The sequence below is a fragment of the Micromonospora sp. NPDC023956 genome (assembly GCF_040639195.1).
In the GTDB taxonomy this organism is placed as follows: domain Bacteria; phylum Actinomycetota; class Actinomycetes; order Mycobacteriales; family Micromonosporaceae; genus Micromonospora.
On the sequence record NZ_JBEZZN010000010.1, the window covers coordinates 175,383 to 201,244 of the forward strand.

Genomic DNA, 25,862 nt, shown 5'->3' on the forward strand with positions numbered 1-25,862 from the left:
GGCCGGATCAAGCCGTGCCGTCGAGCACTCATCCCACCCCGACCATGCACACTGGCTTCATGGGTGGAGTGCCACGAGGGGTACCACGCTGAAGGCGGGGCGCTTGGACGCGAGCACGCCGTAGCCGTGGCCGTGGCGCGGTAGCCGGCGGACGAGCAGGCGTTGCGTGCTGAGCTTGGATCGCTCCCTGCAGGATTTCCTCGAGCAGGGCCAGCGCAGACGTAGGTCTATGCCGAATGCGTCCCGGCACCTCGGCGTCGGGTTACCACAGCCGCCGTGGCCTCTGCAGCAGCGTAAGACAGCTCCGGAAGGACATCGCCGTAGAACTTGGCGGTGAAGTGTGGGCTGGAGTGGCGGAGCCGGTTGGAGATGACCCTCATCTGGACGCCAGCGGCGAGGCCCATGGTCGCGGCGCCGTGGCGGAGGTCATGAAGCCGGATGGGTGGTAGCCCGGCTTGCGTGGCGAGGTGGTGGAAGTGGTCGGTTACGTCGGCAGGGTGGAGCCGACCGCCGGTGGGTGTGGTGAACACGAGCCCGGTGGTGGTCCAGGCTGCACCGGCGGCGAGGCGTTCGCGGTGTTGCCGGGTGCGGTGGGCGCGCAGCACTGCGACGGTCTCGGTGTCGAGGGCGACCGCAGCCTCGCTGTCGGTGGTTTTCGGTGTGTCGATGGCGGTGGCCCAGCCGTGTTGGACGAGTTGCCAGCGGACGGTGAGGGTGGCGGCGTCGAGGTCGAGGTCGTCCCAGTGCAGGCCGCAGGCTTCGCCTCGGCGCAGGCCGGTGAAGGTGATGAGGTGGTAGAGGGCGTAGAGGCGGTCGTTGGCGTCGTGGGTGTGGTCGAGGAATCTGCCGGTGTGTTCGGGGGTCCAGATCATGACAGGGCTGGGGGTCTTGCCGGTGTCGCGCCAGGTACGGATGCGTTGGTCGGTCCAGATGGTGGGCCTGGGTGGCCGGGCTGTGGGTAGTTCGACCATGAGGGCGGGGTTGGTGTCGATGTAGCGGTGCCGGCGCATGGCGTCATTGAGAGCTTTGCGCAGGGTGGCGTGGATGACGTGCAGGGTTCTGGGGCCGACGATCCGCTGGTTCTTGACCTGGTCGCGCTTGGCGGGGTCGCGGCTGGCGCGCAGGGTGGCGATGGCGGTGTTGCGTTTGGCGATGGCGTCGTACATGGAGTCGATGTGGCCGGGGCGGAGCCGGTCGATGCGCAGGTGGCCGAGGTGCGGGATGAGGTACAGGCGTATGTGCCCTTCGTAGGAGCGCAGGGTGCCGGTCTTGATGTTCTTGCGCCCGGCGAGCCAGTCGGTCAGGTACGCCGCCATCGTGGGCAGCTCGGTAGGGGTGATGTCCAGGTGCAGCGCCCGGCGGACCTGGTCCGGGGTGGGAACGGGTGCGCCGGTCTTGACGGCGGTTTCGATCAGGTCGCCGGTCTTGACGGTGGTGTGCGGGTCGGTGGGGTCGGGGACGGCGAGCGCGGCCCGGATACGGTCCAGGACGGCGTCGGCGTCGGCCTGGGTGGCGTAGGGGCCGTGGCGCAGTGGGCGGCGGGTGCCGTCGGCGCGGGCGGGTACTTCGATCTGCCAGTGCCAGTGGCCGTGGGTGCGGGACCAGCCGCCGGCGGGCCGGCGAAGCTGGGGACAGGAGCGTCCCAGTCGCCGGCCCGTGGTGGTGTCGCGGCAGCCGCAGCGTTTGAAGGTGGATCCCTTCACTCATCGTCTCCTGGAGGCTCCGGATGGTGCCGCCAGCGGTATCGGGTGGAATCCGCTGGTGGCGGGGTCATCGCATCCACGCTCACCTTCGCGTCGGCTTCAAGTCGCCCGCCGCCGGTCGCGGCGGGGCCGAGTTCGAGGAGCTGGAGGAGGGCGGCAACCGGGACGATGATGCGGCTGCCGGCCCGGATCAGCGGTAGAGGGAACTGGTCGGTGGCGGCGAGCCGGTACGCCTGGGATCGGCTGATCCCGAGCACCGAGGCGGTGGTGGCGAGGGTGGTAGTGACGCCGAGGGCACGGATGCGCTCGATCGTCCACACCTCCCCGACGGCGGGCGCGGTGGTGGTGCTGTCGGTCGTAGTGCGGGTGGTCTGGTCAGCGTGATTCGTTGGGCTGTTCATGATGAGGGTTCTCCTGGTTATGAGATGGGTGGCTGTGCGGTAGGAGCGGGGGTAGCCCCGGCGGGGTCGACCGGCGCAGGGGTGGCTGCTCCGCCGCCGCTGCCCCGCTTCGATGACAGAGGCGGTGGCATCTGGTTGGTCGGCACGGCCGGGCTCACGATCAGCTCGGGTGGTGCCGACGACTCGACCTTGAGGGTCTTGAGGAGTTCGGATACTCGGGTGTTGGACACGGTGTGACCGGCTGCGCGCAGCGCCTCGGCGAGCGCTGCCCGGGTCAGCGCCTGCCCGTCCGCGGCGAGCCGGTCCCGCACCTTGCGCGCCGCCGGCAGCAGCTCGCCAACGTCGCCGGACAGCTGCGCGGACCGTCCCCGGTCCGCTCGCTGCCGGTCCCGTCCGCCATGTCGGCGACGAGCATCCGGTGAGCGGACGGTCCGGGTCCGGGACCGCTCCCCCGCCGTGACAACGGACCGGGTGGCCTCGTCCGGTCCGCTGTCCGCAACGGTCCGCCCGGCCGCATCCAGCTGGTAATCCAATACCGCCACCGCAGGGGCGGGCGTGGCGGTGCTGGTCCGACCGAGGGCGATCTTGACCATGACGAGGAATCCGAGCGCGGGTACGGCGGCGGCGACCCAGCCGATGATCGAGGGTTCGGCCTCGACGACCTGCGCCGCCAGGGACAGGGTGACCGCGCACGCCAGCACGGTGGCGGGGAAGACGGTGGAGGTGTGGGCGCGTTTACGGCGTCGTAGTTCCAGGCCGGAGGCGATGGACATCAGCTCTAGGACGATCGCGTCGGCCCAGGCCAGCCAGCCGGGTTGGCCGTGCGCGGCGGCCACGTTGTGTACGTGGGTGAAGCTGGCCGCCCCGGCTGCGCCGCCGATGGCCAGCATGATGACGACCTGGACGACGCCTTCGACGCGGCTATCGCGCGGACCGCCGTCTGAGTCAGGGACAGGTGCTGTCGTGGCTCATCACCTCCTCGACCCGGACCTGGGTTCCGGTCCGTCCGCCAGTCGCGGGAGCCGGGACCGGATAGTGGACCGGCCCGGCGTCGGACAACCGTCGGGACGGGCGCCGGACGCCGGCTGCGGACCGCCCGTCGCGGACGCCGGACGGGGACGCGGTCCGGCCGCGGTGGGAGCGGACGTTCGGTGCTCTCACGGATCTGTCAGCACCGGCCGAACTGCTCACGACAGATCCGTGACAGACGCCGGCCGTTGCTGTTCGATCCTCAGCGGAGGTACTGTCCGCCGCCGTCGTGCCGTCACCGGTCACGCGGCCTCACCCGCCCGGCTGGAGACGTCAACGGCATACCGGGCCAGATCCGCCAGCCGTAGCCGCTGCCCTTCCCCGCCGGCCACTGCCCACACCGCCTCTGCCGGGCCAAGGCCCGCCGTCGCGGCGTGGTCGCGGGCCCCGGTGGCGACCGGCACCGCCAGCGGCACTTCACCAAGGACGCGGCGCAGGTTGCGTTCCCGGGCGGCCGAGTGAAGCCAGAACAGCACCGGCCACGCCCGTCCGAGCGTGGCGAACCACTCCTGGTAGACGTCCACCTTGCCGGCAAGGATCGACAGCTGCTCGGCGCCGGTGTCGTACTCGACGAAGAACGGCACCCCGACACCGTTGTCGACCCACCGGCCGTAGCCGTCCGGGCGGACCCGCGGCTGATACGCCCGCACCAGCCCCGGATCCCGGCGGCTGGTGAACGTCCCGGCGCGCTGGCACACCACCTCCGGCAACCACTCCACTAAGCCAGTGCCCGGATGAGCACGGGCGTGCCCGGCCAGGTCGGTGAAGAACCCGTTCACCCCGAGGCGGTGGGAGAGGCTGCGGGTGGAGGTCCAGCGCCGCCGCTCCACCCGGGCGTGGTCCCGCCGCGGTGGACGTTCGTCCCGGCTGGCCGCGACGACCTCGGCGCCGAGCTGGTCGATGACGTAGTGATACGGGTACGAGCCGCCGTCGGCCCGCTGCGGCCGGAACCGGGCGACGAGGCGCAGCCGGTACAGGGTCCGCAGCCGCCGCTGGCAGAAATCGAGGGACGGGAACAAGGCGTGCGCGAGCTGGAACGACGTCAACACGCCGTGGTCGTACAACCAGCCCAGCAGCACACGATCACGGCCGGTCAGCTGGGACTGGACCCGAAGGACCGGATCATCCACCGGCTACCACCTCCTTACCGGGTAGGGAATTCCAGCCCCAGGGGAGAGACCCGAGACCAGGCAGGGTCTGTCGCAGGACAAGCCGACGGCGCTGACAGCCGGGCTGACCTGCGGTGTGAGAGGAGACAGGGGGTCGGTTCGGGGGTCCGGCTGAAGACTGACGTCAACGCTGACGCCAAGCCCGATCCCCGAACGGGGATCAAGCCAGAACTCATCACTGCCAATGCCTATGGCAGTAGGTGAAGGTGTCGGCGGAAGCACGAGAACTCCTTGGTCGAGGGTGTGGAATGTGGTGTTGCTGGCGTGTTCGGGTCACCGGTGCCGCCGGAGCGGAAGGATCCGGTGAGAGCACCCCGGCGCCGCCCCTGTCGTGGTCGCCGTCGGTGGCGCACGCCTGCCGGCACGGAGCAGCAGCGAGACGAATGGCCTGCGAAGCGGTGCGGGTGCCTTCTTTTCACCGAGCGCGCAGGTAGCCGTTGGCGGGGTGAGGGCTAGCCTCTGGGGTCATGTCCGCCCCTGGGCCGCGTCCGTTGCTGTTCCTCGATGTGGACGGCACCCTCATCCCTTTCGGAACACCCGCGGCGGCTGGGCCGGGCATGCCGGATGGCCACCGCGAGGCACCGGTTCTACCGGCCGATGCCCATCCCCTGCTGCACAAGGTCAATCCGGAACACGGCCGCCGGCTGGAGGCCCTGCCGTGTGATCTGGTGTGGGTGACGACCTGGATGAGCGACGCAAACGATGTACTCGCGCCGCTGCTGGGGTTGCCGCCTCTGCCCGTCGTGGACTGGCCCGACTCCGACGAGGTCGGCATTCTGCACTGGAAGACCCGTGGGCTGGTCGAGTGGGCACAGGGACGCCCCTTCGTCTGGGTCGACGACGAGATCTCCTACGTCGATCAGCAGTGGGTGTCGGCTCATCACCCAAGTCGAGCCCTGCTGCATCGGGTCGATCCCCGTCGCGGGTTGACCGAGCACGACTTCACTGTCATCGAGAGCTGGCTCAGGCGGGCGCGGTAGGGCGAGCTCCATGCCGTCGCAGTCGCCGTGCTTGGCGGGCTGTCTGGCCATTCGGGACCGATGTCGGCGAACGGTACGCCGAAGCGCGACACCGGTAGCCAGCTGGGCTGCTCTACGGCAACGGAACGCTCGGAAGCAGGTCGTCGTCGCGTCCGGTCTGGGGTAGCCCAGCCACAGCGGCGATGGCCTCGACGGCCTCGTCCAGGCCCGTGGTCTCGGGGAGAACGAGTTCGCCGGGCCAGATCAGGACGTCGTGGGCGGCGTACCAGCCGCTCATATGCTCGGCGGTGAACTCACTGACCTGCGGGCGCGTGAGGTGCCGGCGCAGGGTCTCGGCCAGGGACACGTCGAGATAGCAGAACAGCGACCGGCCGCGGTGGCCGTCCCGCAGAGAGGTCAGCATGCTGCGGTAGCGGCTGCTGTGCAGGATGCCCTCCAGCACGACGTGATAGCCGTGGTCCAACGCGAACCGAACGGTCTGCCCGATCAACGCCGGCGCCGCGCCGCCGGGCCTATCTCGCTCGCGCAGCAGGATGCGGCGCAGGTAGTCCTGCTCGACCAGGGCGCAGCCCCGGCCGTGCCGGCGTCGTAGCTCGCGGGCGATGCTGCTCTTGCCCGAGCCGGAGTTACCCCGGATGCAGACGAGGATCGTGTCCGGGCTGCCGGTGGCTTCAGCGAGCACGATGCCTCCTCGGCTTCAGTTGTCGCGGACGGTGAGGTCGAGGGCGGCGACGGTCAGCTGGGTGAGGTCAGGAAGTTGGTCCTCGCCGAGGGTGACGCCCCGCAGGTTGTCCAGCGGCGTCTTGAGGCCGTGGAGGCGGCTGCCCCGCAGGTCGGCGCCGTCGAGGTGGCAGGAGTCCAGTTCCAGGCCGGCGAGGTCACATGACCGCAGTGCGATGCGCGGTAGTCGGCAGGAAGACCACGCGCCATTGGTGAGAGTGCAGTCGGTGAACGCGACCGAGCTGGCAGCGGTGACCCGTTGGAGGGTGGCGTAGTCGAAGCGGCAGCCGTCGAACAGAACATCCTTGAGGCGTACGTCGGTGAGTCGGGCGCCGGTGAACCGGGAGCCGCTGATCGCACACCGCTCGATGGTGATGCCGGTCAGGGTCGCTCCGGAGAAGTCGGTGCGGGTGATCTCGCAGCCGTAGAGGCTGCCGGCTTCCCAAGTGCTCTCGCTCAGGTCCACGCCGGTGATCAGGCTGCTGCGGATGCGGGCGTCCTCCAGGTGCGAGCCGTGCCACGCGGCGCCCTCGACGAGGGCCTCGGTGAGGCCCCCGTCCAGGTCCGTGGCGGTGTCGAGGTCGTCCGGTTCGAGGTCCGGCAGCAGGACCTTCACGTCGCCGATCGTGGTGGTGCGCATGTGTCCTCAACCTGTGCGGGCGCGGGGTGGGCACGCCACCCCGCGCGTCCCCGTGGTGGTGGCTACTTCTTCTTGTTCCAGTTGTCCCAGCCGGGTCGACTGTCGAACTTACCCTTGTTGTCCCAGGTGGGGCGATTGTCGAACTTCGCCGCGTCGATCGACGCTACCGACCGCTGCGGGTCGACGCCGAGGCGGGCGAGTTGCTCGGGTGCGGCGTTGACGAGGACCGCGAGTGCGTTGGTCATGGTGCTCCTCCTTGAGGGGTGAGGTGATCCGCGGCGGCGCGGACGAGGGCCTGTCGGGTGGTCCGGCAGTAGGTCGTCTCGCGGGCGGTGAACGTCGCGTGCTCGAAGTAGCGGTTGCCGGCCTGGGCGCCACGGCAGAAGTCGTAGAAGGCGCAGTGGGCGGCGCAGTCGTTGAGGGCAGTGACGAACTCGGCGACGTAGTCCAGGTCGGCGGCACGGGCGAGCATGGCGGTTATCGGCTGATGGAGGACGTTGCCGGCGATGAAGTCGCCGTATCGCGGCTCGGTGATGCCGAGCAGCTCCGGTGACAGCAGCACCACCTGCCCATCCCAAGAGACGGTCGGGATCGGCTCGTACGGCGCGTGGTCGACGCGCCCAGCGCGGGTGGCGGCTAGATAGTCGGCCAGCCGGTCCACGTCGCGGATCCGCAGCGGGCTGCCGCCGACGCGACGTGCGATGAGGCGCTGCCAGAACCGGTACGCGGCATCCTCCGACACCGGTGCCCGGTCGGCGCCCTCCTGCTCCTCGATGTTGAAGCCCACCGACTCGCAGCCGGGCAGGCCGGTGAAGAAGTCGACGAGGGCTTACGCGTGGTCGATGGTTTCCGGGGTGACCACACAGATCACCGAGTACCTCAGCCCTGCGTCGGCCAGGGTCTGCATGCCCCGCAGGGTCCGGGCGTCCGTTGGGTTGCCGGCCCGGTCGAGGCGGTTACGGTTCAACGCGCCCGGTCCGTCGATGCTGACCCCGACCTCGAACCCGTAGGTGGTGAACAGCTCGCACCACTGGCGGTTGATCAGCGTGCCGTTGGTCTGAATCTCGTGACGCACCATCCCCGCGCTCCGCAGCTCCTCGAAGGGGGCCAGCAGGCCCCGGAACAGCCCTATGGGTGTGGCGGTGGGTTCACCCCCGTGCCACACGACACTCACGGGATGACCGCTGTTCTGCTGGGCGATCGACTCGGCACAGGCCCGCGCGACCGCGCCGCTCATCAGGCGGAGGGATCTCCGGTCGGGCAGGTAGCAGTAGGTGCAGTCGAGGTTGCAGAAGCTCGTTGGCTGCACGACTAGGGTGTGGAAGCTGCCGGCGATCGCCGGCTGGCCTGTGGCGTTGATGAGGCCGATGCTGTTCACGAGGTGGCCCCCTCGATGCTGACGGCCGTGGTGGTGCTGACGCGGTAGGCATGGGTGTGGCGGGCGGGCCAGCCGAGGAACCGGTCGAACATGTCGGCGGCGCTGCCCGTGACGCTCGGGTTGAGCCGGTGCAGGTCGTCGATCGCGTCGTGCAGGCAGCCGGCCAGGTAGAGGAACAGGCTCACCGGCACTTCGCGGTACTCGGCCAGGAGCGCGAGCTTCGCTGCGCCGCAGGGCCACGGCTGCCCGCATCGGCGGCACAGCCACAGCGGGCGCATCGGCAGATGGTCCACCTCGGCGGGCGCGAGCCGGTTCGCCGCGAGACGGCGCTGCTGGCCAGTCACCGGCGACCGCCCTCGCGGGCTTGCTGCGCGAACAGCCGACGCCACACGAAGGTGAGCAGCGGCGGATCAGCGGGCCACACCTGCCCCGGCGAGGCCGTCCACCTGGACTCGGGGCGCCGGGACTGGCCGGCCATGGCGTTACGCGAGACGTACACCGTCATGCCGCCACCCCCACCAGGGACGATGAGCGGCGGGCTCGCCGGGGGAAGGGCGAGCCCGCCGCCGCATCACGGCGGCTGGGAGCAGACCGCCGATCACCCACCCGCGCAGCCCTCATGGCGGTACGCAGGCGGGGAAAGCGCCGAGACAGTTCGCTCCCGGACGGGCCGAGCCAGCGGCCCATGCCGTAGTGTGGTGCGTCGCTCATCGATCCCTCCATCTGCAGCTCTCTGTCAGTCATCCCTGACACCGGCATCGACACACGCCGGTGATTGAGGGTGAACTGAACGTAGGAGCGGTCCGTCCGGAGGACCGGGAAAATCCGTACCGGGTCCGGCGGCCTTCAGCGGGCAGGGTGATGGTGTGCGAGGGATGACGGACGACATGACGATCGGCCAGCGCGTCGCTTTCTACCGGCGTCGGCGAGGGCTCTCCCAGGAGGTGCTGGCCGGTCTGGTCGGCAAGACGCAGGAGTGGTTACGCAAGGTCGAGACAAACCGGGCCGACCTGGACCGGCTGTCGGTCATACGCGCGATCGCCAAGGCCCTCGACGTGTCCCTCGGCGACCTGATCGGTGCACCGAGCCTGTTCGAGTGGTCGGACGACTCAGGGCGCGAGACGATCCCGGCCTTGCGGGCCGCGCTTCACGACTATCGTCACCTCGCGCCAGCGCTGGCCCGCACGGGGGACGTCGAGGCTCCTGCCTTGCGCGAGATCGAGAACGATGTCGCCGAGATCTGGACCGCCTACCAGCACTCGCGGTACGGCACCCTCGCCCGCCGGCTGCCCTACCTCATCCACGACTGCCTCACCGCCACCGAGGCGTACGACGGAGACGATGGCCAGCGCGCGCAGGCGATGACCGCCTACGCGCACCAGCTCGCCGCGTTGTTCCTCACCAAGCTGGGCGAAGGTGACCTCGCGTGGACCGCCGCCAGCCGAGGGCTAGCCGCCGCCAACGCCAGCCACGATCACGTCGTCATTGGCTCACTCAGCCGCTCCGCCGCGCACTCGCTGGCGTCCATCGGTGAGTACGCCCAAGCCCGCGGCCTCGCCGCCACGGCGGCACAGTTCCTGGAACCACGGCTGGTCAAGCCGACTCCGCAGCTGCTGTCGGTCTACGGCAGCCTGCACCTGGTCTGCGCGCTGGCCGCTGCCCGAGACGACGACCGCGCCTCCGCCGACACCCACATCGCCGAGGCCGATGCCGCCGCACGGCGACTCGGTGCCGATGGCAACCACGTGTGGACCGCGTTCGGGCCGACCAACGTGTCGATCCACAAGACGACCGTGGCGATGGAACTCGGCGACGTGCAACGCGCCATCGCCTTCGGCGCCCCACTCGACACCAGCACCGTGCCCGTCGAGCGGCAGGTTCGGCACGCCATCGAAACCGCCCGAGCCCTTGCCCGGTGGAACCGCATCGACGACGCGCTCGCCGCGATTCTGGACGCCGAGGTCATCGGCCCCGACCAGGTGCGCTACCACCGGCTCTCCCGCGACCTTGTCCGGGACATCCTCACTCGCCCCCGGCCACCTCGACTGGCCGTCGAACTCAGCGACCGGATGGGCGTCCGGTCGGGAGGGCCGCGCTGGTAGCTGGGCTCAGATCAGCCGGCTCGTGTAGCCAGCCGCCACCAGGCGCTCGAAGGCCGCCCGTACCTCATCCGGCATCTCCTGCGGGATAGCGAACCCGCGCTCGGCGTACACCTCGATCCGCTGCGTGTCGCCCACCAGCATGTCCACCACCCGCCGCGGGTCGCCGATGCTGCTCACATAGTCGTCCAGTTCAAGTGGGTTCGACGCGCACACCACATCGACCTCCGGCCACATCAGCCTGCAGGTGGCGTAGGCCCGACGCTGCTGGTAGGGCCGCGAAATGATCAGCACCGACTTCACCGGGATCCGGTGTTCGCTCAGGAGCTGACGCGAGTACTCCAGGTTCTGGGCGGTGTTCGTGGCACGCGGCTCCACGAGAATCGCTTCCGCAGGTACGCCCTGCACGATGGCGTACTCGCGGTAGTGCACCGCTTCTCCACGCGGGAACCGCTCGACGGTCGTCGGGGCGTTCGCGCCCGTGAACACGATCCTTGGGAACAGGCCCTCGTGAAACAATCGCGTCGCGATGACAGCCACGCCAAGGTCATGACTGCCCAATCCGATCCCCACGTCGCACGGGCGCAACTCGTGACGCATGTCGTGGTAGCGCCAGAGCGTCTCCACGTCCGCCCGGATAGCGTCGGGAATCGCCTCGGCATGTGCCGCCGCACGCCGGTTCATCACCACCTACCGGAGAGGGCCGTCATCAGGGCCCCCGTCGGACCTGCCCAGGGCCGCCAATCCCGCCCTTGCCACCTCCAGAGGAACGACAGCGGCCACGGGCTCGTCCCGCTCGCTCAGGTAGACAATCTGGCCCTCACGCACGCTCCGCAGTAGTTCAGGTAGCACAGCCGACAGCGGAAGGTCGTCAGGCGTGGCGTAAGTCCGGTCCGCGCTGGATTCCCTCATGCCGCCAGCGTAGGGGTAGCAGCGCACCACGACGCCGCTGACTCCAGCACCACGCCGCCGGCCTCGTCACGATCAGGAGGTTTGGGATCGTGACGAGGTGCGGTCAGGTTCCGACCTCGATGAGGCGGTGCCTGCCAGTCTCGCCCGGCACCCGCCATACCTGCTCGTCCGGCCAGTGGCGATACAACAACTGCCGGGTGGTCGTGGCGACAATGTTCCACAGCGGCTCGCAGAGCAGATCGGCCTGTAGTCGTTCCTCCCGCTCGACGTCCTGAGCGATCAGGAGAACCGCCCCGACCGGCACCAGCCGGTCCGCGCGGCGGTAGCCGGCGAGCAGGCCACCCAGCCCTGACGTCGGGCGCTCGTGCTCGGCAACAACGTCGCCGATCGGGCCACGGTCGACGTGGACCAGGAACCGAAGGCACCGCCCGTCCTGCAGCCAGACGCCGTAGCCTTCAGCCCGCAACTGCGCCAGGTCGTACTGGCGCAACCACGACGAGGTCTCCATCGTCGCCAGCCACTGGAACAGCTCGCACCACCCCGGGTTGCGCCGCGATACCTCCACCAGCGGCAGGAAAAGCAGGGCATCCGCCACACCGGAGGACCGCTGACCCAACCGCAACGGAACTGGTTGCCCCGACGCCGTCAAGGCACGCTGGAGCACCTCGGTCCCTTGGGCCGTGACTCCGTACCACCAGGTATGGGTCCGGTCCTCCGGCGAGCGCTCGCGGCGCACCAGTCCCGCCTCGTGCAGCCATACGAGGTGCCGGTGAGCGGTCAGCCGCGACACCGCACAGACAAGCGCCACGTCCAGCGTCGACGCGGAACCATGCTGTGCCAGGTACGACAGGATCCGCCACCGCCGCGGGGACAATCGCCGCGTGGCACCCTGGTCACCCATTCTCCAATGATCCCTCCGGCCCCGACAGTCCAACATCCTGTTTCCCACAGTCGTGACAGAAAGTGGTCGATGTTCCGGCTGGGAGATCGGTAGCCGGGATCGCCGTGACCGGAGACAGCGTTCGGCGTGAGCCGTTGGGCGAGGCGTCGGCGGCCCGTGCGAGCACCCACATACCCAAACCGTGGTTTTGGGGCCGATTTTGGAGATCACTGTTCAGTGAATCAGCCGAAGAGCTGAGGACAGAAAGCGCGATACGGTCAAATCGGGCCGCCATTAGTTGATCTCCACGATCGGCACCGCACTGCAGCGCTGACCTTTCGGAGGCGCCCGACAAGCCCGTCCCGATTCGGCGATAACACGCCACGCACCAATCGGATGATTACCTTCAGTAACGACACTAGAGGGATCGTTGCCGCGTCTTGCTTCAGGAACGGGCTATGCGCCGAGGGCGAGCCCGTAGGGTCGGTCGCGTGGCCGAGACGCAGACCGAACCGGACCTCTCCTACACGCAAGCGTGACCCGGGTCCGCGCGGCGGCCGGCGTGATCCTCCGCGACCAGACCGGCCGGGTGCTGCTGGTGCACCCGGCCTACAAGGACGTGTGGGAAGTTCCCGGCGGAACGGTGGAGCCGGACGAGTCCCCCGCGGACGCCTGCACGCGCGAGATCCGGGAGGAGCTGGGCCTGTCGATACCCTCAGGGGCGCTGCTGTGCGTCGACTGGGTGCCGGTGAGCCCGCCGTGGGACGGAGGGCGCATGTTCGTGTTCGACGGCGGGGTACTGACAGCGGACCAGATCGCGGCGATGCGCCTGTGCCCGGACGAACTCGACGGCTTCGAGTTCGTCGAGCCGGAGCGCCTGGGCGAAGTGTTGATCCCCCGGTTGGCTCGGCGGGTTGCCGCGGCGGTCGCCGCGATTGGGCGGGGTGGCGTCTACCTCGAAGACGGAACCGTGCCTTCCTCCACATAGCGAGCCGCATCGAATCGTCGGCAAGGCACGGGGCGCGCCCAGCCGAAGTGACCCCTCTCGGCCGGACACCTCGAATTGCGGGTAGCCGGTCGTGTCCGTGTCCGTGTCCGTGTCCGTCAAGCAATGCCGTGCGCTTGGGCTTCGCTGACCAAGTGCGCGGCCGTGGCGCGCATTGTGGCCTCCTGGTGCGGGCGTACCCGGTTGTGGAACCAGTCCGGGATCGAGGCACCGCTCTGCCGGAACTGCAGAATCTTGTCCTGCACGTCGCGGCAGTCACCGATCGTGACGGCAGCGGGGTTGTTGAGCCCCCGCCGCCACAGGCTCATGACCTTCCCCTCGGCGCTGGATTTGCTGGTAGCGGTGTCAAGGTTGGACCGAGTCATCTCGTAGAGTTCTTTGATCAGGGACAGTTGAGGGACGACGACCGCGATGAGCGCTTCCACGACGCCCATCCGGCCCACAACCGTGATGATTGTGGATACGCAGAGTAGGACGACGATTGTCCCGGTCAGAGTGGCGGCCCACGCGCGGTGTGCGGTTGAACCCCAGCCGAGGTTGCTGTTCTGGCAAATTAGGACGTTCATCGGGTACGGCACCGTACCGGTGTCGGGGTACCAGTTCCGTAGGTCACTGCGGTCGCTTTTGTGGCGGGTCGCTGCGGCGGCGATGATGGTCGTGGTGGGCCGGTCGGCACAAAGGTCGTTCCACCCTAGGCCGAACAGCATCACGTCGAGTTCTTCCTGGACCGAGGACGCTTCTTTGATTTTGCGCTTCTCGCGGGTACCGCCCAGGACGCTGACTGATAGCAGAACGAGGCCGGTGATGATGCCGATCGACGTGCGCCAGGGAGGGAGAGCGAGCGCGGCGGCAACGCCGCCGACGGCGCCGACCGCGGTGATGAGAAGACGGGTCCCCTGGATAGTCTTGGCGTCGGAGTAGAGCCGTCGCTGGGCGGCCAGCAGAGTCAGTGCCCGCTCACTGTTCTGGGCGTTGGTGATACTCGAGTTCGCGACGGTCATCTGCTCTCGTCCTTAGAGATCGTCGGCGCGCGGCTAGGGCCGGGGCATGCGCCAGCCGAAGAGAGTTTTCCAGGTTTCGACGGCGGAGCGGTCCTTACCTGCGTTCTCCAGCAGGATGGCTTCCTCGCAGGTGTGTTGCCAGCCTTGCAGGGTGGCGGCCAGCTGCTGCCGGTCGGCGTGGCTTAGGCCGCTGTTGACGTCGGGGCCGAGGCCGACCGGGTCTGGCCAGTCGTCGGTGATCTGCTCGGCAGCCGAGGCGAGGAACCAGCGGATCTCGTCGCGGTAGCGGCCGAATGGCGGTCGTACTAGTTCCAGGGCCATCACCTCGATAAGGAAGGCCGGGGCGATCGGGTCGCCGGCCTCGCGGTTGATGCCCTTGACCATCTTGACGAACGGCACGAACTTGCCGCCGCAGTCCTTGTTCTTCGCGGTCACCATCTCGGCGTGGGTGTTCGGATCGGTGGCCATCCAGCCGCTGCCGGACGGCATCAGGTAGCCACCGCCCGCACGGGCGAAGACCGGTGCTATCTCGTAGGAGGCGACGTCCTCGCCGGCGTACTCGACCAGGGCGACGTAGTCGTCGCCGGTGACGTTGGGCCAACGGGTCCGCAGAACCTGACACAACGCGTTCACGGCGGCGGTGCCCGTGCCGTCGGCGAGGTGGCTTTGCGGGCCGTCGCGGTCGATGACGATGAAGATGTCGACGTCTTTGAGCTTCTTGGTCTTGGTGTGCCGGTCGTAGCTGCCGGTGAGAAAGTCACCGGTGGTCGTCCAAACACTCTTGACGTGATCGCGGATCAGCCGGTGGCGCGACTTGGCGAGGTCCTGCTCGGCCGGGCCGATCTCCAGTTTTTCCTTGAGCCCGTCGAAGGCGTCATCGATGTAGCCCATTGCAGTGGTCGGCTCCGATCGTGAGGTCTACTTGCTGGTGAGGTAGCGCAGGCCAGCGCTGCCATGCGGTGCTCCGGCGAGCGTCCCGAAACTGGACGAACGCATGCCGTCGGTGCCGGCTCGGCTGCCGGGTGACCAGCCGGGCTGCGGGGTGCGAGCGGTGCGGAACGTCACGAAAAGCCGGTAGGTGGTGCCGCGGGGCACGGTGCCGAGCTTGGCAAGGTACCTGGCCAGGCTGGCGCGGTCCGCGGTGAAGGTCTTGTCGGCCACGCCGGTGCTGGTGTAAGTGACGGGGAACTCCAGGATTGGGTCGACCACGCCGCTGGGCCGGTGGCACTCGAGCACCACCGTGTCCAGGGATTGTTCGGCGATCCAGGCGCTGATCGCGCTCTCGTCCTGGGCCCAGGTGGAGAACAGCCGGGTCGCGTCGATGCCGAGGTGACCGAGAATGTCCGCGATCGAGCCGAGGATGACATCCGCCAGATGGGTGGCGGTGTGAACGATCGTCCAGGTACTGGTCGAGGTCGAGGTGCTCACGACGAACGTCCCAGGGTGTCCAGGGCGGCCAGGTTGACCAGGTTTGGGCGCCCGCTCGCGGTCGCGGAGATGTCGGTGTCGTCGGGTGGCGCCGCGACCGACAGGTGGCCCGATTGCTTGACGGCGGCGGCCAGCGCTGCGGCGAAGCCGGCCGGGTTCGGCAGGTACAGCATCCAGTCCGCGGTGGCGTTCGCGCCGCCCGGCACCGGGTTGAGGTTCTCTTCCACTGCAGTGACGGCGGCACCGGTGACCACCGTGATGCTGACGTGCAACGGCCCGGTGACCAGCACGGCCGAACCCGTTTCGAGGTGACCAGCGGCGATGAGTGCCGGGCCGATCCCGCGCAGCGGCGCCAGCGCCGCCGTCACCGTGCCGGCGGAGATCCGACCGGAGACGGTGAGGGTGTCGCTGATCAACGTCGCGACGCTCTCCCACGCTGCCGTCGCGGTCCGCTGCGGCGGACCCGCGATAGTCCTAGAACGCTGCATGAGCTCCCTTTCCGGTGGCGCGCCGGGCCGAGGCGACCCGTTCGGCGGTCTGCCGCAGGTCGTCGACGGTCAGCCGGTCGGGCCGCTGGACGGTTTCGAGCCGGCCAGCCATCGCCTCGGTCACTGACTTGCGGATCTGTCGGCCGTCTGTGCCGGCGAGGAGACTCGCCACTTCCTTCAGCGCCGGGTCGTCGGCCACCTCACCCAGGGCAGGGAACGCCGGGGCCATGTCGCGCAGCGTGCCCGCCAGGATCGCCAGGGCGGCCTCGGCGTCCGGCGGGGGAACCTCGACCGCGACGTCGGCCCGCGACAGGAACGCCGCGTCCAAAGCGCCGGTGAAGTTGGAGGTGGCCACGACCAGCAGATGCGGATACCGGGCGGCGTTGTCGTCCAGCGCAGTGAGCACCGCGTCGGTCGCCCGGTGAACGTCGGCCGGGTTCGCCGACAACGACGCCTCACTGCGCGCCACGGCCATCGACTCCACCTCGTCGAGCAGGACCACCGTCGGCAGGCCGTCGTCGGCCAGAGCGGGAACGTGCCCGGTCAGCAGCTCGGTCACCTTTTGCTGAGACTGCCCGTGCTCGGCGCTCATCAGCCCGTGCGGGTTCAGCTCGATCAGCCGCGCCCTGCCGGTGACCATCACCGGAGCCAACTGCTGCGCCAGACCTCGCGCCAGGGTGGTCTTGCCCGTGCCCGGCGGCCCGTACAGCAGCATCAGCCCGTGCAGCGCGGTGGCCTCGAACGGCAACTGTCCGCGTAGGCGCAAGCTCAGCACCGCCCACCGCAGCAGCCGGTCCTTGACCTGCTGGTCCACGATGATGGAATCCCAGGTCCTCGCGTAGCGCGCATGGGGCAGCACCACGTTGTTGGTCACGGTCTCAGCGACGTTCACTCGATCTCCCTCCGCCGTGCGAAGCTACTCTGCAACAGTGCGAAGCGACTTTGCAACTTGCTTTGCCTGCCGGGCGTGTCGAAGGTCCTAGGCTGGGTCCATGGCACGCGGCATCCCATCCTCCCCGACCGGTCCGACAAATTCAGACGCGTCACCGCCAGCGGACGGCGCACCGGAATCGGTCGGTGAAACGCTGCGACGGGCCCGGCAGTACCGCCAGTGGAGTCTGCGGGAGGTCGAACGCCGCACCGGGCGCCCCAATGCCTATCTCTCACAGATCGAGCGGGGCGTCATCCGCCAGCCTGACCCCGCGGTGATCTGGGAACTGGCCCAGCTGTACGACCTGGATTTCACACTGCTGGCGCAATGGCTGGGCCTGACCGAAGCCCAGGACGGCGCCGGCGCCGACGTCACTAAGAAACTCATTTCCATGATCCTCAACCTCAGCGCGGACCAGAAGCTGCGCGCCGTTGGTCTGCTGGAACAACTCAGCCACAGCGACCGGACGTGACCACCGGCACTGAGGAGGCGGAGGCACGAAACGGACCCGATGTCCCGGGCCGCCGGACGCCTAGCCCCGGGCAGCCGTGGCGGTGAGCGGCGGGCTGACACGCTCGCGAAGGTAGGTACCAGCGCACCAAGGGCTTCAAGCGGCATCTTGATCCAGGCCGCGACGAACCGTCAGTGCGAACCCGTGGGTCCCGATGATCCTGGCACTCCCCGAGGCTTCGCAGGATTCTTCCGTGGCGGCGTATACGCGCTCGGCGAACTCCGTCTTGACCTCGTCCCCTCAACCCCCTCGTCGTGTTCCATCCGGTTTCCCATGATCGGCAGCGGAACGGCCAGTGCAGGTGCAGCAGGTCGACGGTGGTGGTACCGACCGATGCGCGCAAAGGCCCGCTCACCAGGTCGGTCAGCAGGTTTCTCCCGGCGGCGTGCTGCGCGATGACCAGCACTACGCCGACCGGCACGACCGGGGCGGTACGCCGATAACCAGCAAGGACCCTGCCGAGGCCGGCAGTGAACTGCTCGCGTTCGGCGATCACCTCACCGACCGGCCCGGATCAACGTGCACGACGTTCTCTATGACCCACTGTTCACCAGATCAGCCGAAGAGCGACGACAGAAGCCACAAGACCGGCAAACCGCAACCTCAGCAAGATCGGCCCATCCCCGGCACCGAACACATCCGGGAACCACCGCAGCCGACCCGGCAACCACCAACAGGCTCCACCCCCGGCCACCCCACACCGACGGCATCCTTGAACACCCCGCCATATCCCACTGGCACCCAACCCGGTCCAACGGCTCCCGAGCACCCGCCGAGCGACCACCCACCACCGTCGTACACGAAAAAAGCCCCGACCCGGTGTGAACCACCAGGTCAGGGCCTATCTCGTTGGTGCGCCGCCAGGGACTCGAACCCCGAACCCGCGGATTAAGAGTCCGCTGCTCTGCCAGTTGAGCTAGCGGCGCTCGTTGGCAACGGAGAGAACCCTAGCACGCACCATGAGGAGGGTTCCAATCCGATCCCCTCCTCACCTCTTCGGACGAGATTAATCCCCAAAACCGGGCAAAAGCCTCAGGATTCCGGTCACTGGGGATCGCCGGCGGGCGCCGATGCGGCACGATGTCCGCCAGGCACGCAAGAAACTGGGGTGGGGATGGTCAGGTTCGCGCGGGCCGGGGCGATGGTGTGCGCCCTGGCTGTGACAGCGTCGATCGCGCTGACGGGCTGCGGCTCGGACCCGCAGAAGCCGGCGTTCGTGGGCGGCGGCCCGTCGGGCGCGCCCGAGACGGGCGTGGCGGCACCGGTGGGCGGCCGGGAGAGCGAGGGGCCCGTGGGGCCCGTCACGGTGAGTCCGGCCGACGGTGCGACGAACCGGCCGGTGAGCACGGAGATCGCCGCCGGGACGCCGGACGTGAAGATCACCGACGTCACGCTCACCACGGCCGACGGCAAGCCGGTCGCGGGCACGCCGCGGGCCGACGGTTCCTCCTGGGTGCCGGCCGCCCCGTTGAAGTACGGCACCCGCTACACGGCCAAGGTCACCGGCACGGGTGCCGCCGGCCAGGTGACCGGCACCAGCACCTTCACCACGATGAAGAAGCCGAGGTCCCTGGTCGGCTCCGGGCTCTACCTCTTCGACGACAAGACCTACGGCGTGGCGATGCCGGTGGTCACCGAGTTCTCCCCGGGCATCCCGAAGAAGGACCGGGCGGCGGTGCAGAAGCGGATGTTCGTCCAGACCGACCCGCCGCAGCCGGGCGCGTGGCACTGGGTGTCCAACGGGACCCAGGCCTACTACCGGGGCGCCGAGTACTGGACGCCGGGCACCACGATCACCGTCCGGATCGCCCTGGAGGGCATCCCGCTGAGCAACGGGAAGTACGGCAACGTCGACCGCCGGGCCAAGGCGAAGATCGGCCGGGCCTTCGAGATGAAGGTCGAGAACGCCACCAAGCAGATGACCGTGTACGAGAACGGCCAGGTCGTCAAGACCGTCCCGGTGAGCCTCGGCAAGAAGTCGACCCCCTCCTCCAGCGGCACCATGGTCGTGATGGAGAAGAAGGAGGCCACCGTCTTCGACACCCGCGACGACCCCGACCCGGCCAACCGCTACGTCACCGACATCGACTTCGCCCAGCGGCTCACCTGGGGCGGCGAGTACATCCACGCCGCGCCGTGGTCCGTCCAGCACCAGGGACGACGCAACGTCTCGCACGGCTGCGTCAACGTCTCCATGGAGAATGCCCGGTGGCTGTTCGCCAAGACCATGGTCGGCGACCCGATCACCATCACCGGTACGGAGCGTAAGCTCGCAGCCGGTAACGGCTGGACGGCGTGGAGCCTGAGCTGGACGGAGTTCGTCAAGGGCAGCGCGCTGCCCGTACCGGACGGGGGTGAGGGCGCCGCGCTGGCGCTCTGACCGACCGGGTCGGGTGTTCTCCTTCACGCCCCGCAACGGTTACCGGGTTCCCTGCGTCTCTTGGGGGACGATGGTTTCCGGACCACGACTGTGAGGACATCATGCGAGCTGACCAGAACCGGCTGATCCGGAGCGGGGGCGCCCGGCGCGGCCGGCGACGCGGCGGGTTCGCGGCGGCGGTGCTCGCCGTCGCCCTCGCGCTGACCTCGGGTTGCACCGGTGGCGGCGACGGGCCGGCGGCCCCGCCGGGCGCCGGCGAGAAGACGCCCGAGGCGACCGTGGCGATCACCGCTCCGGCAGCGGACGCGAAGGACGTGCCGGCCTCGACCGGGCTCACCTTCACCACCGAGAAGGCCCAGGGTACGACGGTCGAGCTGAAGGACCCGGCCGGTACGGTGGTCGAGGGTACGCTCGCCGCCGACGGGACGAGCTGGTTGCCCTCGGGCGCGCTGGAGTACGGCACGACGTACACCGCCACCGTGACGGCGACCGGGTCGGACGGGAAGGCCGCGACCGCGACGCACTCCTTCACCACGATGGCCAAGCCGGCCAACCAGGTGCGGGTGACCAGCTTCCTCGGTGACGGCCAGGTGGTCGGGGTCGGCATGCCGCTGATCGTCAAGTTCGGCCGGGCGATCCCGGAGGACTTCCGCGACGACGTGCAGAGCCGGATGACGGTCCGCTCCGACCCGCCGCAGGAGGGCATCTGGCACTGGGTCAGTCCGACCGAGGTCCGTTACCGGCCGAAGCAGTTCTGGCAGGCGGGCAGCACGGTGCAGTACCGGGTGCAGGCCGGCGGCCTGCCGGTGGGGGCCGGTTGGTACGGGCGGGCCGACCTGAACGTGGACGTCAAGATCGGTCCGGCCACGGTGATGACGGTCGACAACAAGACCAAGCGGATGACGGTCACCCGGGACGGCAAGGTGATCAGGACCATTCCGGTCAGCCTCGGCAAGAAGAGCACCCCGTCCTCAAGCGGGACGATGGTGGTCATCGAGAAGCTGAAGGAGACCGTCTTCGACACCTTCGACGAGCTGGGACCGGACGAGGGCTACCGGACCGACATCGACTTCGCGCAGCGGCTCACCTGGGGCGGGGAGTTCATCCACGCCGCGCCCTGGTCGGAGGGGCAGCAGGGCCGGGTCAACGTGTCGCACGGCTGCGTGAACGTCTCGATGGCCGAGGGCGCGTGGCTGTTCAACCAGACCCGGATCGGTGACCCGGTCACCGTCAAGGGCACCGAGCGCAAGCTCCAGAACGGCAACGGCTGGACGGACTGGAACATGAGCTGGGACGAGTACGTCAAGGGCAGCGCCCTGCCGTACCAGCCGGAGGCGGCCCCGTCTGCGGAGGCGACGCCGACGCCGTGACCGGACGCTGACGATCAGCGTGTGACGGCCGGGGTGGCCCGCGGTGGAGGCGGGCCACCCCGGCCGTCCCCGTTCACGCCCGGTTGAACCACTGGCGCGACTGCGGGAGCAGCAGGAGCACGAGCAGGACGAGACCGGTGACGAAGGACAGCCACTCGCCGCTGAAGACGCTCAGCAGGGCCAGCGCGCCACCGATGAGGGCCAGGATCCAGGCGATCTTGTTGCCCTTCCAGAGCCCGAAGGCGATGGCGAGGTAGATGACCGCCGCGATGAGGGCGACGACCACCCCACCCGCGCCGCCGAGGCCGTCGTACATGCGCAGGACGGCCTGGAGACCGGCGAGCAGGAACACCACGGCGGCCAGGATCACGGTTATCGGTGCCTGACGAGGCGTAACAGTAGTCATGCTACGTACGTTACCGGCAGTGGCCTCGGATCGCCGTCGGTGATATCCACGAACTTCGACAACTTCCGGCACCGCCCGTGACCGGCGGCGCCCCCACGGCCCGGGGCAGGACCGGAAAAGCAGTGAGCCCCCTCCGTGGAGGGGGCTCATCGCCAACTGGGGTGACTGATGGGAATTGAACCCACGACACCCGGGACCACAACCCGGTGCTCTGCCTACTGAGCTACAGCCACCATGCCGTCTCGCCCGGATCACCGACCCGGGCGGGCGCGCCGACCAATAATAGCCACACCCCTCCCGCTCCCGTCGAGCGGGTTCCGCTCCCGGTTCGGAATCGGGCCCTACAGCTGCGCGGCGATCGCCTTGGCGGTCTCCACGTCCGGTCCGGGCAGCGGGACGAACAGGGTACGGCGGTAGTACTCCAGCTCCCGGATGCTCTCCCGGATGTCGGCCAGCGCCCGGTGCTCCAGCCCCTTGGTCGGCTGCCCGAAGTACACCCGTGGGTACCAGCGCCGGCAGAGTTCCTTGATCGAGGAGACGTCGATCATGCGGTAGTGCAGGTGCCCGTCGAGGCGGGGCATGTCCCGGGCGAGGAAGCCCCGGTCGGTGGCGATGGAGTTGCCGCAGAGCGGGGCGGTACGCGGGTCCTTGACGAAGCTGGTGACGTACTCCAGCACCAGGTCCTCGGCCTCGGCGAGGGTGACCGGGGAGCGGCGTACCTCCTCGGTGAGGCCGGACTTCTCGTGCATCGTCCGCACGATCTCCGGCATTCCGGCCAGTTTCTCCTCGTCGGCGTGGATGACCACGTCCACGCCGTCACCGAGCACGTTGAGGTCGGGATCGGTGACGAGCGCGGCGACCTCGATCAGCGCGTCGCTGCCGAGGTCCAACCCGGTCATCTCACAGTCGATCCAGACGAGAAGATCAGCCACCGGCACAGACTACGCGCAGCGCAGACGGCCCGCGCCTGCGCACCGTCGGGCGGGACGACCGTTAGGGTTTCCCCGTGCCAGCCGAACCTGCCGTTTCGTCCGCCCTGGTCGAGAAGGACCCGGGCGGCCGCAGGGTCCGCCGGCTCCTGACCGTGCTGGCCCTCGCCGCCGTGCTGCCCGCCCTCTACCTGCCGGGACTCGTACACGACTTCTTCGACCTGAAGATCTACATGCGGGCGATGGAGTGGTGGGCGGCGGGTAACCCGCTCTACGACTACAGCCAGCCGGACCGGGTCCAGGGTGCGCTGTACTTCACCTACCCACCGTTCAGCGCGCTGCTGCTGCGACCGTTCGCGGCGCTGCCGCTCGGCGCGACCATCGCCGTCTTCACGGTGCTCACCGCGCTCGGTGTGCTGGTGACGACCCGGTGGCTGGTCGGCCCACTGCTCGCCCGGCACGACCTGCCCCGCCTGTTCACGCTGACCGTGGCGGTGCTGCTCGCCTTCGCGGTGGAGAGCACCCGGGAGACCATCACCTTCGGCCAGATCAACATGCTGCTGGTGGTGCTGATCCTGGCGGACCTGCTCTTCGCCGTACCCGGGAGAAGTCGCTGGGCCGGGGTGGCGGTGGGGCTGGCGACGGCGCTCAAGCTCTTCCCCGGCATCTTCATCGTCTACCTGCTGGTGACCCGGCAGTGGCGGGCGACGGTCGTGGCGAGCGCGACCGCCGCGGCGGCGACGCTGGTGGCGGCGGCGGTCGCACCGCGTGACTCGTGGCGGTTCTGGACCCACGAGCTGTGGGCCACCGACCGGGTGGGGCGGACCGACTACACCGGCAACCAGTCCCTGTTCGGGCTGCTGAGCCGCTTCACCGTGCCGGAGAAGCCGGACCGGCTGGTGTGGCTGCTGCTGGTGGCGGCGGTCACCGCCTACGGCCTGTGGCGGGCCTGGCGGGCGGCACGGGCCGGTGACGCGCTGACCGGGTTGACCCTGACCGGCCTGGTCGGCGGGCTGGTCAGCCCGATCACCTGGACCCACCACATCTACTGGTTCATCCCGGCTGTGGTGATCATGCTCGACGCCGGGCTCAATCCGGACCGTGCCCGGCCGGCGGCCGACGACCCCGAACCGGCCGCAGGGCGGGTCCGGTTCCGCTGGTTGGTGGTGGCGGCCGTCGCCACCTACCTGGTGATCACCTACGGGGTGGTCTCGTTCCAGGACTGGGGGGCCGGTCCGGCCCGGATCGACGACCCGGTCGACGTGCTGACCCGCAACACCTATGTGCTGCTCTCGCTCCTGCTGCTGGTGGTGCTGCCGGTGCGACCGGCCGCCGGGGACCGGGTGCCGGAGGCGGGTCCGCACGTGCCCCGGGCACGACCGCCCCGGTGGATCCGGTGGCGACCGAAGACGAAAGTTGCATCAAATGGACAGAACTGACGGGTAACGCGTTTTCGGCTAATCTGGTACCACCTACCTCAGACGTTCTCTCAGGTAGCACCGATCCCCCGGTGAAGGTGGCCCTCCGCGTCGGCAGCGCGGGGGGCCACCCGCATACCGGGCCGAGTCAGTCCGGCTCCCGGCCCCCGGAGGCCGCCGGACCGGTCCCGTCGGACGCCAGCGGCGGCCAGACCAGGCCGGGCGGGACGAGGCGCTCCCCCTCCGGTCCGCGCCGACCGGTGGCCAGGTCCGCCAGGGTGGTCGGACGACCGGGGGCCGCTCCGATGGCGGCACGGTCACCCGAGCCCACCGCCACCAGCGTCCGCTCCGGGGGCGGCGGGGCGGGGTCGCCGAGCGCGCTGAGCGAGGTCACCCCGAGTCGCTGGGCGAGGATCGGCACCTGGTCCGGTTCGACCACGAAGACCACCTCGCGGGGGCGGGGCGGACGCAGCAGGAGCACCAGCGCCAGGGCCACCAGGAGCGCCCCACCGGCGGGCAGGGCCCAGCGGGCCGGGGTGAGCCAGGCGGGCCGCAGTTCGGCCCGGACGTCGAGGGTCAGGTCCGCCCGGCCGTCCGGGCGCATCAGCACCAGGCTCAGCGGCTGGTCGTCGAGTTCGGCCGGCGTCCACTCCAGCACGCCGATGCCCTCGTGCACCCAGAACGGTCGGCCGACCGGGCCGGGCGCGGGCTCGACGGGATCCGCGCGGCCCACCGGCGCCACCCGCGCCGGCAGCGCCCCCCGGGCCACCACGATGCGGGTCAGGGCGGCCCGGGGCGCGTCGCCCAGCCAGCGGTCCACCTCGGCGGTCGGGGCCAGCCCGAGGAAGGCGGGCCCCTCGGCGGTCCGCGCGGTCAGCCGGAGCCGGTTCGTCCCGGCGTGGACGAACGGCGCGTCCCGACGCAGCAGGTCGGGCAGGTCGGTGACGACCACCGCGTGACCGGGGGTCGTGACCGGTTCGAGCCGGGCGCGGAACCCGCCGTCGGGGTCGGCCTGGCGGGCGACGATCCACAGGGCACCGCCGGCGACGAGGGCCGGGATCCCGATGACCAGCAACAGCATTCCGGCAAGCGCCCGCGCGAACCGCATCCGTGTCGTCCTCCTCCTGAGCCGGGTACCTGGACGACCTTACCCAGACAAGTGGCACAATCCCCGGATATAGCCATGAAGCGGACAGTAGTCCGACCACCGCTCGCCGGTCCGCCCAGACAGCGGCCCCGCCGGAATCCGACGGGGCCGCTGTGACGGTGGCACGGCTCAGACAGCGGCCCCGCCGGGTTCCGACAGGGCCGCTGTGAGGCGGTACGGCTCAGGCGTCCCGCGCCGGCTCCCGCCGGGTACGCGCGAACGCGGCACCGCCCAGCCCCAGCCCGGCGAGCCCGGCGACCAGCCCGGCGACCCCGAGCCCGACGGCCAGTCCGGTGTCCTCCGACGCCTCGTCGGCGTCGTCGTCATCGGCGTCCCGGCCCGCCGGAGCGGCCGTCGGGCCGGCCGACGGGGCAGCCGCGGCGAGGGCCAGCACCGGCGCGGGGCTGTCCGGCTCCGCACCGCCCGGGGTCGGCTCCTCGATCCACCGCTGCACGTTGCCGTCCGAGTAGGTCTGGAGGGCCTTGAAGATCATCTGCTCGGTCTGCGGCAGCGGTCCCATCGACACCGGAAACTCCTGGAACTCGCCCGGCTTGACCCCACCGCCGGCCGCGGCCGTCCAGGTGAGCTTCGACACCACCTCGGAGAGCTGGCTGCCGTGCACCTCCACCGGCGGGTCGACCTTGCGCTTCTCGACTGTCACTGTCCAGCCGGGCACCGGCATGGTGGACACCGAGCCGACCGGGGCGTTCTCCGGCAGTACCACCTCCACCTTGACGGTCGAGGCGGTGTCGCTCTCGTTCGGCACCCGGAACGCGAACCGGCCGTAGCTGCCCTGGGTGGCGTCCTTCGGGTTGACCGTGACGTGCGCCGAGGCCGGCCCGGCGAAGCCGAGGACGGCGGTGGCGACGGTGCCGAGGGTGAGGGCGGCGGCGGCTGCCGCGATGCGCCGGTGAGGGATCATGGGATGGAACCTTC

General features: G+C 69.5%; 25 protein-coding genes, 2 tRNA genes and 3 pseudogenes. 7 read left to right on the top strand and 23 right to left on the bottom strand.

Translation table 11 applies throughout. From position 1 onward, the window contains the following. Nucleotides 1-227 precede the first annotated feature (227 nt). From AB0F58_RS20410 to AB0F58_RS20425, 4 genes and pseudogenes are all read right to left on the bottom strand, one after another. A complete protein-coding gene (locus AB0F58_RS20410) occupies nucleotides 228-1,703 on the bottom strand; it encodes a tyrosine-type recombinase/integrase (RefSeq protein ID WP_357144966.1) in 1,476 nt (491 codons plus the stop codon). Continuing rightward, nucleotides 1,700-2,104, bottom strand: coding sequence for a hypothetical protein (locus AB0F58_RS20415; RefSeq protein WP_357144969.1), 405 nt, complete (start codon nucleotides 2,102-2,104; stop codon nucleotides 1,700-1,702). The genes AB0F58_RS20410 and AB0F58_RS20415 overlap by 4 nt, the downstream gene beginning before the upstream one ends. Beyond that, nucleotides 2,079-2,994 (bottom strand): annotated as a pseudogene (locus tag AB0F58_RS20420) (DUF2637 domain-containing protein). The gene AB0F58_RS20415 and the pseudogene AB0F58_RS20420 overlap by 26 nt, the downstream one beginning before the upstream one ends. Before the next feature lie 381 nt (nucleotides 2,995-3,375). After that, nucleotides 3,376-4,263 (bottom strand): replication-relaxation family protein, encoded by an 888-nt coding sequence (locus tag AB0F58_RS20425; RefSeq protein WP_357144972.1) that lies wholly within the window; start codon nucleotides 4,261-4,263, stop codon nucleotides 3,376-3,378. A gap of 506 nt (nucleotides 4,264-4,769) precedes the next feature. Between AB0F58_RS20425 and AB0F58_RS20430 the strand changes: the two genes are divergently transcribed. Further along, nucleotides 4,770-5,282, top strand: coding sequence for an HAD domain-containing protein (locus AB0F58_RS20430; RefSeq protein WP_357144974.1), 513 nt, complete (start codon nucleotides 4,770-4,772; stop codon nucleotides 5,280-5,282). A 112-nt stretch (nucleotides 5,283-5,394) separates the two neighbouring features. On the opposite strand, the gene AB0F58_RS20435 is transcribed toward AB0F58_RS20430, so the two are convergent. The 6 genes and pseudogenes from AB0F58_RS20435 to amcA (AB0F58_RS20460) all read right to left on the bottom strand — a co-directional run bounded on the left by AB0F58_RS20435 (nucleotide 5,395) and on the right by amcA (AB0F58_RS20460) (nucleotide 8,525). Further along, on the bottom strand, nucleotides 5,395-5,964 hold the full coding sequence (locus AB0F58_RS20435; protein ID WP_357144978.1) for a kinase: 570 nt from the start codon (nucleotides 5,962-5,964) through the stop codon (nucleotides 5,395-5,397). Nucleotides 5,965-5,979: 15 nt separating this feature from the next. Continuing rightward, nucleotides 5,980-6,642, bottom strand: coding sequence for a pentapeptide repeat-containing protein (locus AB0F58_RS20440; RefSeq protein WP_357144981.1), 663 nt, complete (start codon nucleotides 6,640-6,642; stop codon nucleotides 5,980-5,982). Between the two features lie 62 nt (nucleotides 6,643-6,704). Then, entirely contained in the window at nucleotides 6,705-6,887 is a 183-nt protein-coding gene (amcA, locus tag AB0F58_RS20445; protein ID WP_013732934.1) for a multiple cyclophane-containing RiPP AmcA, read from the bottom strand. After that, nucleotides 6,884-8,020 (bottom strand): annotated as a pseudogene (gene amcB / locus AB0F58_RS20450) (cyclophane-forming radical SAM peptide maturase AmcB). The gene amcA (AB0F58_RS20445) and the pseudogene amcB overlap by 4 nt, the downstream one beginning before the upstream one ends. Continuing rightward, complete coding sequence (locus AB0F58_RS20455) at nucleotides 8,017-8,364, bottom strand: hypothetical protein (RefSeq protein ID WP_357144985.1); 348 nt, start codon at nucleotides 8,362-8,364, stop codon at nucleotides 8,017-8,019. Before AB0F58_RS20455 ends, amcB begins: the two are co-directional and overlap by 4 nt. Further along, nucleotides 8,361-8,525, bottom strand: coding sequence for a multiple cyclophane-containing RiPP AmcA (gene amcA, locus AB0F58_RS20460; RefSeq protein WP_357144988.1), 165 nt, complete (start codon nucleotides 8,523-8,525; stop codon nucleotides 8,361-8,363). Before amcA (AB0F58_RS20460) ends, AB0F58_RS20455 begins: the two co-directional genes overlap by 4 nt. A 370-nt stretch (nucleotides 8,526-8,895) precedes the next feature. Between amcA (AB0F58_RS20460) and AB0F58_RS20465 the strand changes: the two genes are divergently transcribed. After that, nucleotides 8,896-10,122, top strand: coding sequence for a helix-turn-helix transcriptional regulator (locus AB0F58_RS20465; RefSeq protein WP_357144991.1), 1,227 nt, complete (start codon nucleotides 8,896-8,898; stop codon nucleotides 10,120-10,122). A gap of 6 nt (nucleotides 10,123-10,128) precedes the next feature. Here the strand turns inward: AB0F58_RS20465 and AB0F58_RS20470 are convergent, their stop codons facing one another. Together AB0F58_RS20470 and AB0F58_RS20475 are read right to left on the bottom strand one after the other, a co-directional pair. After that, entirely contained in the window at nucleotides 10,129-10,809 is a 681-nt protein-coding gene (locus AB0F58_RS20470) for a YdcF family protein (RefSeq protein WP_357144994.1), read from the bottom strand. 325 nt (nucleotides 10,810-11,134) lie between these two features. After that, a complete protein-coding gene (locus AB0F58_RS20475) occupies nucleotides 11,135-11,932 on the bottom strand; it encodes a MarR family transcriptional regulator (protein WP_357144997.1) in 798 nt (265 codons plus the stop codon). A 514-nt stretch (nucleotides 11,933-12,446) separates the two neighbouring features. Here AB0F58_RS20475 and AB0F58_RS20480 point away from each other — a divergent pair. Then, nucleotides 12,447-12,899: an NUDIX hydrolase gene (locus tag AB0F58_RS20480; protein WP_357144999.1), complete on the top strand. Its 453-nt coding sequence runs from the start codon at nucleotides 12,447-12,449 to the stop codon at nucleotides 12,897-12,899. A gap of 116 nt (nucleotides 12,900-13,015) precedes the next feature. Here AB0F58_RS20480 and AB0F58_RS20485 read toward each other — a convergent pair whose 3' ends face one another. The 5 genes from AB0F58_RS20485 to AB0F58_RS20505 are packed head-to-tail and all read right to left on the bottom strand — an operon-like array spanning nucleotide 13,016 to nucleotide 16,708. After that, complete coding sequence (locus tag AB0F58_RS20485) at nucleotides 13,016-13,918, bottom strand: S-4TM family putative pore-forming effector (protein ID WP_357145002.1); 903 nt, start codon at nucleotides 13,916-13,918, stop codon at nucleotides 13,016-13,018. Nucleotides 13,919-13,951: 33 nt separating this feature from the next. Beyond that, a complete protein-coding gene (locus AB0F58_RS20490) occupies nucleotides 13,952-14,809 on the bottom strand; it encodes a CBASS oligonucleotide cyclase (RefSeq protein ID WP_357145005.1) in 858 nt (285 codons plus the stop codon). A 27-nt stretch (nucleotides 14,810-14,836) separates the two neighbouring features. Continuing rightward, entirely contained in the window at nucleotides 14,837-15,346 is a 510-nt protein-coding gene (locus AB0F58_RS20495) for a hypothetical protein (RefSeq protein ID WP_357145008.1), read from the bottom strand. Next, entirely contained in the window at nucleotides 15,343-15,762 is a 420-nt protein-coding gene (locus AB0F58_RS20500) for a hypothetical protein (protein WP_357145011.1), read from the bottom strand. The genes AB0F58_RS20495 and AB0F58_RS20500 overlap by 4 nt, the downstream gene beginning before the upstream one ends. Before the next feature lie 58 nt (nucleotides 15,763-15,820). Continuing rightward, nucleotides 15,821-16,708: an AAA family ATPase gene (locus AB0F58_RS20505; RefSeq protein WP_357145014.1), complete on the bottom strand. Its 888-nt coding sequence runs from the start codon at nucleotides 16,706-16,708 to the stop codon at nucleotides 15,821-15,823. A gap of 118 nt (nucleotides 16,709-16,826) precedes the next feature. Between AB0F58_RS20505 and AB0F58_RS20510 the strand changes: the two genes are divergently transcribed. Further along, nucleotides 16,827-17,237: a helix-turn-helix domain-containing protein gene (locus tag AB0F58_RS20510; RefSeq protein ID WP_357145017.1), complete on the top strand. Its 411-nt coding sequence runs from the start codon at nucleotides 16,827-16,829 to the stop codon at nucleotides 17,235-17,237. An 889-nt stretch (nucleotides 17,238-18,126) separates the two neighbouring features. On the opposite strand, the gene AB0F58_RS20515 is transcribed toward AB0F58_RS20510, so the two are convergent. Then, nucleotides 18,127-18,202: transfer RNA gene (locus AB0F58_RS20515), tRNA-Lys, on the bottom strand. 188 nt (nucleotides 18,203-18,390) lie between these two features. Here AB0F58_RS20515 and AB0F58_RS20520 point away from each other — a divergent pair. Next, nucleotides 18,391-19,656 (top strand): Ig-like domain-containing protein, encoded by a 1,266-nt coding sequence (locus AB0F58_RS20520; protein ID WP_357145215.1) that lies wholly within the window; start codon nucleotides 18,391-18,393, stop codon nucleotides 19,654-19,656. 101 nt (nucleotides 19,657-19,757) lie between these two features. Beyond that, entirely contained in the window at nucleotides 19,758-21,026 is a 1,269-nt protein-coding gene (locus AB0F58_RS20525) for an Ig-like domain-containing protein (protein WP_357145020.1), read from the top strand. A 73-nt stretch (nucleotides 21,027-21,099) separates the two neighbouring features. On the opposite strand, the gene AB0F58_RS20530 is transcribed toward AB0F58_RS20525, so the two are convergent. The 3 genes from AB0F58_RS20530 to orn all read right to left on the bottom strand — a co-directional run bounded on the left by AB0F58_RS20530 (nucleotide 21,100) and on the right by orn (nucleotide 22,370). After that, complete coding sequence (locus AB0F58_RS20530) at nucleotides 21,100-21,432, bottom strand: hypothetical protein (RefSeq protein ID WP_357145023.1); 333 nt, start codon at nucleotides 21,430-21,432, stop codon at nucleotides 21,100-21,102. Between the two features lie 157 nt (nucleotides 21,433-21,589). After that, nucleotides 21,590-21,665: transfer RNA gene (locus AB0F58_RS20535), tRNA-His, on the bottom strand. A 108-nt stretch (nucleotides 21,666-21,773) separates the two neighbouring features. Further along, the gene (gene orn / locus AB0F58_RS20540; RefSeq protein ID WP_357145026.1) at nucleotides 21,774-22,370 is read right to left on the bottom strand and encodes an oligoribonuclease; all 597 of its coding nucleotides are present in this window, start codon (nucleotides 22,368-22,370) and stop codon (nucleotides 21,774-21,776) included. A gap of 68 nt (nucleotides 22,371-22,438) precedes the next feature. On the opposite strand from orn, the gene AB0F58_RS20545 reads away from it, so the two are divergent. Then, nucleotides 22,439-23,800, top strand: coding sequence for a glycosyltransferase family 87 protein (locus AB0F58_RS20545; RefSeq protein ID WP_357145029.1), 1,362 nt, complete (start codon nucleotides 22,439-22,441; stop codon nucleotides 23,798-23,800). 349 nt (nucleotides 23,801-24,149) lie between these two features. Here AB0F58_RS20545 and AB0F58_RS20550 read toward each other — a convergent pair. Continuing rightward, nucleotides 24,150-24,365: pseudogene (locus AB0F58_RS20550) on the bottom strand (hypothetical protein); the annotation flags it as partial. Nucleotides 24,366-25,107: 742 nt separating this feature from the next. Further along, nucleotides 25,108-25,848, bottom strand: a complete 741-nt coding sequence (locus tag AB0F58_RS20555; RefSeq protein WP_357145032.1) for a YcnI family protein — start codon at nucleotides 25,846-25,848, stop codon at nucleotides 25,108-25,110. Nucleotides 25,849-25,862: the final 14 nt, after the last annotated feature.